Source organism: Streptomyces sp. bgisy027 (assembly GCF_057710365.1).
Map to the genome: position 1 here is coordinate 1 of NZ_JBYIVZ010000105.1, position 9,641 is coordinate 9,641.

Genomic DNA, 9,641 nt, shown 5'->3' on the forward strand with positions numbered 1-9,641 from the left:
CTGCGCGGCTGCCGCGTAGTGGGCATCGATGGTGGCCCTGCGTGCGGCCTCTACCTTCGAGGCCAGCAGCCTTCTTTCGATCTCGTCGCTGGAGATGAGCTGCGGTGTGACTTCGTGCAGGCGTGCGATGTACGCATCCACGCGGTCATCCGGTTCCAGCGGCGCCCGGGTCTCGTGGGCATCGTGGCCTGGCATCTCTCCTCCCGGTTCTTTGAGCCTCCATTGCGACTCCATCGCCATTACATTCCCCCCCTATGGGTCCCCCTGGATGACAGCGCCAGCTCCGGGTGCTCCTTTTCGAGCGCGGCGGCCAGCTTGTTCCGTGCGTGTCGTAGATGGGAACGCACGGTCTGGGGGTCCTTGTTCAATTCACGTGCAATCGCGTGCGGTTCGTATCCGTCGATGTGCCAGGCCATGACGAGGCGTTGAGCGCCGGACAGATGCCGGCTGACGAAGTCGATCACGAAGTCCCACTCCTCGTACTGCGAGTCGAGTGCGTGGTGATCTTCGGTGATGCGCTGCCGGAGATCCTGCTGGGCCTTGCGGACTCCGTCGTTGTGCCGTGCGTCGCTGCGCAGGTAGCGGTGCATCACCGCCGTGCGGCACCAGGCTTTGGGATGCCTCACGGTGCGCCAGCGCAGCAAGAGCTCGGTCAGCACGTCCTGTACCGCGTCAGCCGCTTCCTCGGAGGAGGCTCCCAGGAGTATGACGTTGCGCATCAGGGATGCGAACTCCTGGCGGTAGAAGGCGTCGTAGCCGGCCTGTTGTTCAGGACTGAGCGGTGACCCGACCGCTGCTGGGGCGCTCGACGACGCGGATGCGCCCGCCAGTGGGTCCTGGCGGTGCCCTCTAGCCCACCGCACGATGCATCCCCGTCCACGTTCTGTTCATGCTTGTCAGGGGCGTGGGGGCCGCGGAACGTGCAACGTCACGGCAAGATTCTTTCAGCGATCCGGGCGGACGCAGTGCGGGGCGGGACCGGTGGCAGTCCTTACCCGCGGAATGGGCGATGGCGCGGCGGCACACAGGCTGTGTCGCGGCGCACGTGCCGGGCGTCCGTCGGCCCGGTTCTCAGTGGCCGACGGACGGGCGCCTGCGCAGCGCAGGCGGGCAGTTGGCCATGCCGCGAAGCCCGCGGTCATCGATGTCCTCAGACAAGTTTTGGCCGACGGTTGCACGCACAGGCCCCCTGATGCCCCTGAGATACGTGAGCACAACGTCGGCCAACGCATCACAGTGTGACTCCGCGCTGATCCGGCAGGACCTGCCGGACAGAGGCGCACCCCGGGTGTGATGTTCGAACGTCTGTTGCCGAAAGGGTACTTCTCATCGAGCGAGAAAATATGAAAGCAGCAACTCGTCAGGGGCCGTTGTGCGGCGTCTTTTTGCGAATAGGTGTCAGTGGCAACACGGTTGCGGCAAGCGTGGAATGGGCTCGAATGCTTGAGCGTAATTCCCCTTCGACGTGCACCTTTTCACGCACCGCAGTCCGCATCCGTATCCGCGTGCGCGCCTGTCACGGGTGCGTTATAGGGTGAGCCCTGCCTCTGGTTGATTGATCGCCATCAATCGAAGGGAGGTGCAACAAGAGGATGAAGTGTTCCCCGCCTGACGGGCCGCGTACCGGAACGGGTACGCAGGGGCCCAGAGACGGGGACCAACGCACCACTAGGGCATAGCCCGTTGCCGCTCGGCAACCGGGGCCCCGGGAGCCGATGAACCGCAACCTGTCATCACCAGGACGGTTCCGGGGTGTTGCTTGGTCCACTTCTGGCGTGACCCTCATGGCCCCTTGCCGCATCCAGCGGTGCGGGGTTGTGAGACTCAGTGCACGTGCAACACTCCATCGGCCTGGCTGGCGGCCAGTCCGCGCGAGGACGCTATCCCCGATCCGGGCAGCCACCACGCCTTGGCGCGGAGGTCAAATCCTCAAGAGGCCAGCTTACGAGCCGTGGTGCATACGCAAGTTGGCCACTCTTCTTCTGTCGACTTGCTCCTAAACTGTACCCCGAGGTCAAAGGGGGACAATGACATGACGCGCGGAGCGCAGACGCCATTTGACGGCCCGTCACTGCGCAGAGCACGAGCCCGGGCAAACCAGGGCCGAGGCATCAGCGCTGAGGAGCTGGCCCGGCAGGTGAACGCCACCAAAGCGCAGATCCTCGCCTATGAACACGGCAAATACAGCCCCGATCCCCCTCGCATCCGGCAACTGGCGCAGGCTCTGGGTGTCTCCCCGCTGGACCTCACAGACCCCGACACGGCACAGCGGTGGACCCTCGCGGAGTTACGCAGAGCCAGCGGGTACCGGGTCGTCGACGTCGTCGACCGCCTGGACGTGTCCTATGCCAACTACCGGCGCCTGGAGAACGAAGGGCTCGTCTCCCCGCGCAGCTACGCGCTGGTGCCCGCCGTCGCCGATTTCCTCAAGATCTCTGCCGCCGATCTGGAGATGCACCTGGCCAACATCCCCGCCTCGAGGATGCGAGTTGCCCAGGCGCACCCCCTGCTGACGGCCGTACGCGACACCTACGTGGTCCCAGGAGAACTGGCCCTACCTAAACCTGATGACCCGGCAGTCGGCGACCTCGCCGAGATCTTCCGCAGGCCACCGCTTCTCCTGGCCCGCCTGTTAGGGCAGGAGATCAGACGCATCCGCGCGATCCGGCGCCGACTGGCGGGATACGAGGCGACCGCACACTACGGGACGTCGGCCGACGAGCAGGCCGCTGCCCATCACGGTGCCGAAGCCGAACGACGACGACTGCGCCGGCTCACCACCACGCTGCCCGGCCGCATCGATGCCTTCTTCCGCTGCGCCCTTCCCAGCGACTCCTGGCGTGCCCTCGCCCTGCTCCGCCTCGTCGGCCGGTTCAACCTGTGGCTGTCGCCCACACAACTGCAGGAGAGCGAGGCGAGCGTGCTGAGCATCCCCGCCAGCATGCGCCGCTCACTGCCGAGCCCGCAGGGCACAACGGGCGTCCATCAGATCTCCGACGAAGGAGACGAGCACTGCCAGACCTACCGCTCCTGGTACGACGCCCTGCATCCTTCCGTCAGCACACTCCTGCGCCAGCGGGAATCACAACTGTCCGGCCACATCCCGGCCGGGGAACTGCGTGAGTACTTTGTCTCCGCGCATGCCGTGCTCTTCAGCTTTGACGGACTGCTGTGCCGCCTGTTCGCCTCAAACGCCGAAGCCGTCGCCCAGAGCCTGGTCCACGAGGCCCACTCCTTGCGCCTGGCAACAGGACCGCGCACACCCACCGACCCCGTCGGCCTCCTGCGGGCCCTGGTACCCTCCGGGAGCCCCTCCCAGATCCGCCGCCTCGATCACATGCTGACGGCCCACGAGACCGAAGCCGCCCGCCAAGTCACTCCGCTGCCGGGCGTGCAACAGCTGTTCCGCGTCCTGACCACAGGAAACTGGCGGCTCGGCGTGGTGACCGACCACGCCACGAGCGCGGTCAGGGTGTTCCTGGACAACCTTTCCCCCTTGGTCGACAGTCAGCAGCTCAGTGTCTTCGGGCGGCCTGAAGACCCCCGCCTGATGAAACCCCATCCCCACGGCGTGGCCCTGGCCTCCGCTTCCCTGGGGTCATCGCGGGACCACACCCTGCTGCTGGGCGAGTCCGTCGCCGACGCCCTGGCCGCACAGGCGGCCGGCGTACGGTTCATCGGGGTGGCCAGCACCCCCGATCACGCGAACATGCTCAAGAGAGCGGGAGCCAAGACCACCGTCCGCTCCTTACGTGAAGTCACCGCAGTGGTGAGGCATCTGACCACCTACCCGCCATCGGCCCCGCGCCCGGACAGGACGCCGCGCAGCGGGCCCTGACCGCTCCCGCGCGACAGCAGGGCCAAGCCGGCAACACCGGCAGGGTCAGGGGCCGACAGCCGGAGCCGGATCGGCTCCCCAGACACGCAGAACGTCGGCTGCGCGGACCGTCTGCGGATGCGACACGCCCAGCACCATCACGCTGGCCCGCAGGGTGACCGTCATCAGCTCGACTGCCCCTGCATAGTCACCCAGATCCCTCAACACATGAGCCGCCTTGTACTGGGTCTGCAGGGTCCGTGGATGCCGGTCTCCCAGCACCCTGCGACGCCCCGCGAGCGCCTCCCGGTACCCTTCCAGCGCCTGCTCCAGCCGTCCCTGATCGTGCAGCACGGCCGCCAGGTTGTGCTGCGCCGTCAAGGTGCCCAGATGCGCGGCACCGAGTTCCTCCCGCCTGATCGCGAGGATCGCCTCGTACTCCGCTCTCGCCTCCGCCAGACAGCCCCGATCGTGCAGAACACGTGCCGCCTCATGGCGGGCCGTCAGCGTGTAAGGGTGCCGGGGGCCGTTCAGCCGGCCGCTTGTCGCCCGCACATACGCCAAATGCTCATGTGCTTCCTCCAGCCGTCCCTGATCGTGCAGCACCCTGCCCAGCTCGTGGCGAGCCGTGAGTGTGTCGGTGTGCTCCTCACCACGCACCCGGCAACTGATCTCCCACACCGCCTGATAGCCGGCCCGGGCCAGAGGCAGGTCGCCCAGATCATGCAAGGCGCTGGACAGCAGGTGACGGCAGTCCAGTGTGGCGGGATGTTCGTCACCCTGGAGGGCCCGGCGCACCGCGAGTACCGCCTCATACCGCCCTCGCGCCTGCTCGAACAGGCCCAGCGCCTGCAGATGACGTGCCGCCATGGTGGCAAGGCCGGCGCTCACCAGCTTCGTAGACGCATCCATCTCCGCACAGGCTGCGACCTGATCGGCCAGCTCCAGGACATGAGGCGTCAGCGCCTGCCACGCCACCCAGCGCTCGGGATCCTCCGGCGACCCGAGCTCCTCCAGCGCCAAGGCCGCCGACATGAGCCGGACGGCAGCGGGCAAAGCGGCAGCAGTCCGGCTGAGATCGCGGATCAGGGGGTGCAGCCGCACGGCCACCACGTTGTCCGGAGCCTCGGACGACGACACAAGGTCGAGCAGCCCCAGGGCCGCAAGTTCCTTCAGCATCCGCCACAACATCGGCCCGCTGATTCCTGCCAGGGCATGGACGGCAGCGCCGAGAGGCGCCGGACGCAGCAGCAGGGTATGAGGGATGGGCGCATCAGAGAACGCGGCCAGGGCTTCCAGCAGGCGGTCGGTACCCGTGAAACCGCGCCGCCGCATCAGCTCGATCGACAACCGCCACGTCTCGGCGAGCGCCTGCCGCGTATCGGCGGGCGCCGACCCCGCCTCCATCGCCCGCACATACGCGGCAAAACTGTCAGGAGTCTGCGGCCCCTTGAAGGCATCCGGCATCCCCATCACCTCGGCGAGATACGAACCAGCTACATGCAGAGCCAGCGGTAACCCGCCCAGGCGCCGGGCCAGCTCACGGGCATCTGCCGGCGACCCCGCAGCGTCACCCGTATGGTCGAGCAGCACCTCAGCAGCCCGGTCTGCGTGCAGTGACCTCACCGGCAGGAAGAGGGCCCCACTGCCCCAGGACGGATCGCCGCCGTTGCGAGTCGTAACGATGACCACCCCGGTTGGGCACGCCTGCGGCCGGATCCAGCCGGTCCCCGAAGCCAAAGAGCCCGGACCGTCGAGCAAAGCCGTATCGTCCAAACCGTCCAGGACCAGCAGCCACCCCTGGGTCAGCGCATTCAGCTGACTCCACAGCACATCGGCCGCGTCACCACCCCAGGCACGGTCCGACTGCAGTCCGGCCTGGCGCGCCACGGCACGCAGACCCGCGAGCAGCCCTTCCTCCTGCCGCGCGTCGATCCACCACACCGTCCTGCGGCATACCGGGCAACATCCCTGCGTACGGGTGATCGCCTCCAGCACCAGAGCCGTCTTGCCGCTCCCGCCCAGACCGTGCAAAACGATCAGCTTTCCGCCGCCTCCGCTGTGGAACAGACCCGCCATGCGTTCCAGCAGCCCCTCACGGCCGCGCAGCGGATAACGCGGATCCCGCTCACCCAGCGGCGGAGCCAGCGTCACCAGAACCCTCCGGCCGGGAAACCCCGGAGCACCCAGCACCAGCTGACCGATCTCCATCCGGCCTGCCGCCACACCCCCCAACTGAGCCGACACCGTACGCGCCGACGGTTCGGCAGGTTCAGGCAGGGGCGCGCCTACTGCGGCCGTGAGCGGCCCTCGAAAGGGTCCGCCAGGGACACGCCTCCTTCCACAGCCACCACACCGCCGGCCAGCGACCCGGACTCCGCACGGATGGAGACGTCACCACTGACAGCCAAGCCGTGGTCACCGGCGGAGATGCTGGTGGAACCCGCACGCTGACCGGCAGAGCTGATCATCTGCATCAACCCGACGGCAAACAGCGGCAGTTCAGCCTCCGGAAGGGAATCCAGCAACATCTCCCACCGCGCCCGCCAGGACGACTCCCACCGGACCAGGGCAGTGCTGCAATCCGCTTGATCCGTCAGCTCCCGGGCAGTCTCCTCCAGCCGCGCCAGCTCTGCCGTGTGTCTTTCCGCATCCCCTCGTGCAAACAGACGGGCCGTACGGTCGCGAACCGCCGCCCACGCGTCCGTGCCCACCGCCTGCACCACCGCGGTACCTCCTGCCGCGGCAAGAGCCACCAGCGACTCCGACAGCATCATCGTCCCCCGAGATGTCGTGCTGCGTCCGCCCGCCCGTGATAGACCGGTTTGGTTACTCTGCCCGGTATAAGTGCACGGCACAGCCCGGAAGACGGCTTTGGCTTGTTCCTGACGCTGCATGAGCCAAAAAGGGGAAGCCGTCGCTGTCGCCGATCCTGAGCTCCGGGTGCCGGAACTGAACCATGATGCGTCCCTCTTCATGAAGTCGCTGCGTGGGGGGGTGCCTCTATGTCTTTCGTCAAGGTGCCCAGGTTGGGTTTGGGGTGGTTTGGCTGGCTGGGGTCATGCGGCGAGTTCGACGTCCTTGGGGATGCGGGGTTCGTAGAAGGTGCCGTCGCGGAGCATGGCGAACAGGACGCTGATGCGTTGACGGGCGAGGCGGAGGAGGGCCTGGGTGTGGGTCTTGCCGCGGGCTCGCTGGCGGTCGTAGTAGGTGCGGGAGGCCGGGTCGGCGTTCATGCAGGCGAAGGCGGAGAGGAACATGGCGCGTTTGAGCTGCCGGTTTCCGCCTCGGGGTGCGTGTTCGCCGTGGATCGAGGTCCCGGACGACTTCGTGGCCGGGGCCAGACCGGCGTAGGAGGCGAGGTGGGCGGCGGTCGGGAAGCCGGTGCCGTTGCCGACGGTGACCAGCAGGACTGCGGCGGTCCTGACGCCGACGCCGGGCATCGATGTCAGGACCGGGGAAAGAGGGTGGGCCTCCAGCAGGGCGTTGATCTGGGCTTCCAGGGCCCGGCGCTGGGTGTGGACGGCGGCGAGCGAGGCGGCCAGGGAGGGGATCACGATGTCGAGGGTGCCGGTGCCGGGGACGACGACGGTCTGCTCGTCGAGGGCGTCGAAGACATCGTCGATCAGCCGTGCGGCCATGCGCGGGGCCTTCGGACGGATCACCTCGACCAGCCGACGGCGGCCGGCCTTTCGCAGGCTGGCCGGAGAGCCGTAACGCTCCAGCAGCCAGGTGACGGCGGGGTGGTCCAGCCGGGGGCCGAGGACGCGTTCCAGGCTGGGGTGGAACTGGGTGAGCAGGCCGCGTATCCGGTTGGAGGTGCGGGTGGCCTCGGCCGCGAGGTCCTGGTCGAAGCCGGTCAGCACGGTCAGCTCGAGGGTGCGCAGGGTGTGGGGCATGGTGCGGGCGGCGTCCGCGATGACGGCGGCGTCCTTGGCGTCGGTCTTGGCCTCGCCGGGGTAGAGGTCGGCGATCCGGCGCATGGCCAGTCCGGGCAGGTAGGCGACCTGGCAGCCCGCGTCCCGGGCGACGGTCAGGGGCAGGGCTCCGATCGAGGCGGGCTGGTCCACGATCACCAGGACGGTGCCGAACTTCTCGGTCAGCTTGTCGAAGACGGCCCGCAGCTTCGGCTCGCTGTTGGGCAGCTGCTTGTCGAAGACCTTCTTCCCGGCCGGGGTGAGCCCGTGGCCGTGGTGGGAAGATGTCCTCTCCCGTCAGGGAACGACCATGCCGACCACATTCGCGGTCGGCGTTGGGGTGACGGCGATCCCGATCATCTCGATCGTCTAGTCACGGCCCCCGAGGAGCCCAAATTCCTCGGGAACTCCGTGGCCCGCGCTGCCTCGCCGGGCGCGGAGTGCCGGTGCGTACTGAACGACCGGGATCAAGTAGCTGCGATCTCAGCCGAGTTCGCGGCAGGTGCGGCGGCCCGTTACATCGAAGCGCGCTGGGGCAGGTTGCGGCTGTGGGGGCGCGGACGCTGACTCCGAACCAAGAGACCCAAAGCGAAAGTAAGTGACCACAAGAGAAAGAAAGTGGCTATTTTCGCCAACAGGCTGGCGCTCCCCGGGACATGGAGCGAGGATTGCCTCGATTTAGACCGACCCGGGGGGATTTATGGTCGAGCCCTTCAGTGCAATTCTTTTCAGTGGCGGCAAAGCGCTGTACCGATACGCGACGGGCACCGGAAGCAAGCCTGTGACGATCGGAAACAGAACGAGCAAGAACCTCTACCTGGCCCTCTGCTTCACCCCCGAGAGAACCCGTGAAACATGGCTCACGGTGGGGTGGTTACGTGTGGACGCGTATGCCACAGAGGTCTATCCGGTGCCCGTTATGCGCATTGGAAGCCCTGTTTATCTCTACGCGCGGACCAAAGGGGGAGCCCGTCAGTGGACTGGCGACGCCACGAAGATAGCCGTCGCAGTGCCAGTGACCGGAAAAGTCAGAGCCGGAGACAAGTTCGTCACGTCCGAACCCAAAGGCTCGATCCCGCTCCTACAAAGCAGCAGCTGCAACGCTCGCGTACACATGGTGGGGGCTCTGGAGATCAAGGTGGGCGTGGACGGAGGGACACTGAATCTGGTCCAACGGCAGGCGTGAGCGCCTCTTCCGGTCCTCACCCACGAACATGCTGCTGCCGGCATGTCGGGCGGTGACCGGCATACCCGGCGCCTGGGAGCGACGGCGTGTACGTGGTGCGGGGCATGGTGGGCGTTCACTCCTCGACGGGCCGTTCGGGCCGCTGGTGGGCGGACCCGATGAGCAGGTGGTCGTCGGCGGGTCATGGGTCGCAGGCGTCCCAGGGATCGCCGTTGGAGAGCATCACCACTTTGCTGGGCCCGATGACGAGGCAGCACACGCCGCACCCGCACGACGGGTTGAAGGGCTCGGGGTGGGCGGTGTACGGCGCATTGAAGTAGTTGGCGCCCTTTTCCGAGACAGCTGCCAGGAGCAGGTCGCCGTCCGCGATGTCGCCGGCGCGCCACGTGTGCGTGCGGCAGAGCGAGAGCCAGCAGGGGGTCCGGGCTGTGCGGGGCGAGCTGCGTGTCGAGAAGCCGGGCGTTGCCGCTGGAGCGGACGTCGCCGGTGGCGTGCTGAGGCACCAGGGGGTGCGGTGGTGGGTGGGCGGCGATCGGGCACGGCGCTGCACATGCCGAAGGGGCCGCCCACTGGGCGGTCCCTTTTTGTCACTGTGAACGGCTCCGCCCTCTGTGGTCTTGCCGTGACGGATTTCGAGGGCGGAGCCGTGTCGGCTCGGTGGCGACGGGGGTCCTCCGGGCCGGTCCCGCCTTTCTGGCGGCGGGAGTTGTGGGCGGCCTAG

5 protein-coding genes and 1 pseudogene are annotated in these 9,641 nt (G+C 67.5%); 1 reads left to right on the top strand and 5 read right to left on the bottom strand.

What is annotated here, in order from left to right; all coding sequences use genetic code 11:
* Both AC3ETA_RS47290 and AC3ETA_RS47295 read right to left on the bottom strand, forming a co-directional pair.
* A partial coding sequence (locus AC3ETA_RS47290; protein ID WP_432199084.1) for a hypothetical protein occupies window positions 1–240 on the bottom strand: 240 nt, incomplete at its 3' end.
* Window positions 240–719, bottom strand: a complete 480-nt coding sequence (locus AC3ETA_RS47295; RefSeq protein ID WP_432199085.1) for an RNA polymerase sigma factor — start codon at window positions 717–719, stop codon at window positions 240–242. The genes AC3ETA_RS47290 and AC3ETA_RS47295, both read right to left, overlap by 1 nt.
* A 1,313-nt stretch (window positions 720–2,032) precedes the next feature.
* Here AC3ETA_RS47295 and AC3ETA_RS47300 point away from each other — a divergent pair.
* The gene (locus tag AC3ETA_RS47300; RefSeq protein ID WP_432199086.1) at window positions 2,033–3,838 is read left to right on the top strand and encodes a helix-turn-helix domain-containing protein; all 1,806 of its coding nucleotides are present in this window, start codon (window positions 2,033–2,035) and stop codon (window positions 3,836–3,838) included.
* A gap of 45 nt (window positions 3,839–3,883) precedes the next feature.
* On the opposite strand, the gene AC3ETA_RS47305 is transcribed toward AC3ETA_RS47300, so the two are convergent.
* The 3 genes and pseudogenes from AC3ETA_RS47305 to AC3ETA_RS47315 form a co-directional block, all read right to left on the bottom strand.
* Window positions 3,884–6,028, bottom strand: a complete 2,145-nt coding sequence (locus AC3ETA_RS47305) for a tetratricopeptide repeat protein (RefSeq protein ID WP_432199087.1) — start codon at window positions 6,026–6,028, stop codon at window positions 3,884–3,886.
* Between the two features lie 77 nt (window positions 6,029–6,105).
* On the bottom strand, window positions 6,106–6,543 hold the full coding sequence (locus AC3ETA_RS47310) for a hypothetical protein (RefSeq protein ID WP_432199088.1): 438 nt from the start codon (window positions 6,541–6,543) through the stop codon (window positions 6,106–6,108).
* A 333-nt stretch (window positions 6,544–6,876) separates the two neighbouring features.
* A pseudogene (locus AC3ETA_RS47315) lies at window positions 6,877–8,016 on the bottom strand (IS110 family RNA-guided transposase); the annotation flags it as partial.
* Between the last annotated feature and the right edge of the window lie 1,625 nt (window positions 8,017–9,641).

Bases quoted from the DNA above. Each gene is read 5' to 3' on its own strand.
- AC3ETA_RS47295 (WP_432199085.1), bottom strand. From the start codon at position 719: ATGCGCAACGTCATACTCCTGGGAGCCTCCTCCGAGGAAGCGGCTGAC.
- AC3ETA_RS47305 (WP_432199087.1), bottom strand. From the start codon at position 6,028: ATGGAGATCGGTCAGCTGGTGCTGGGTGCTCCGGGGTTTCCCGGCCGG.
- AC3ETA_RS47300 (WP_432199086.1), top strand. From the start codon at position 2,033: ATGACGCGCGGAGCGCAGACGCCATTTGACGGCCCGTCACTGCGCAGA.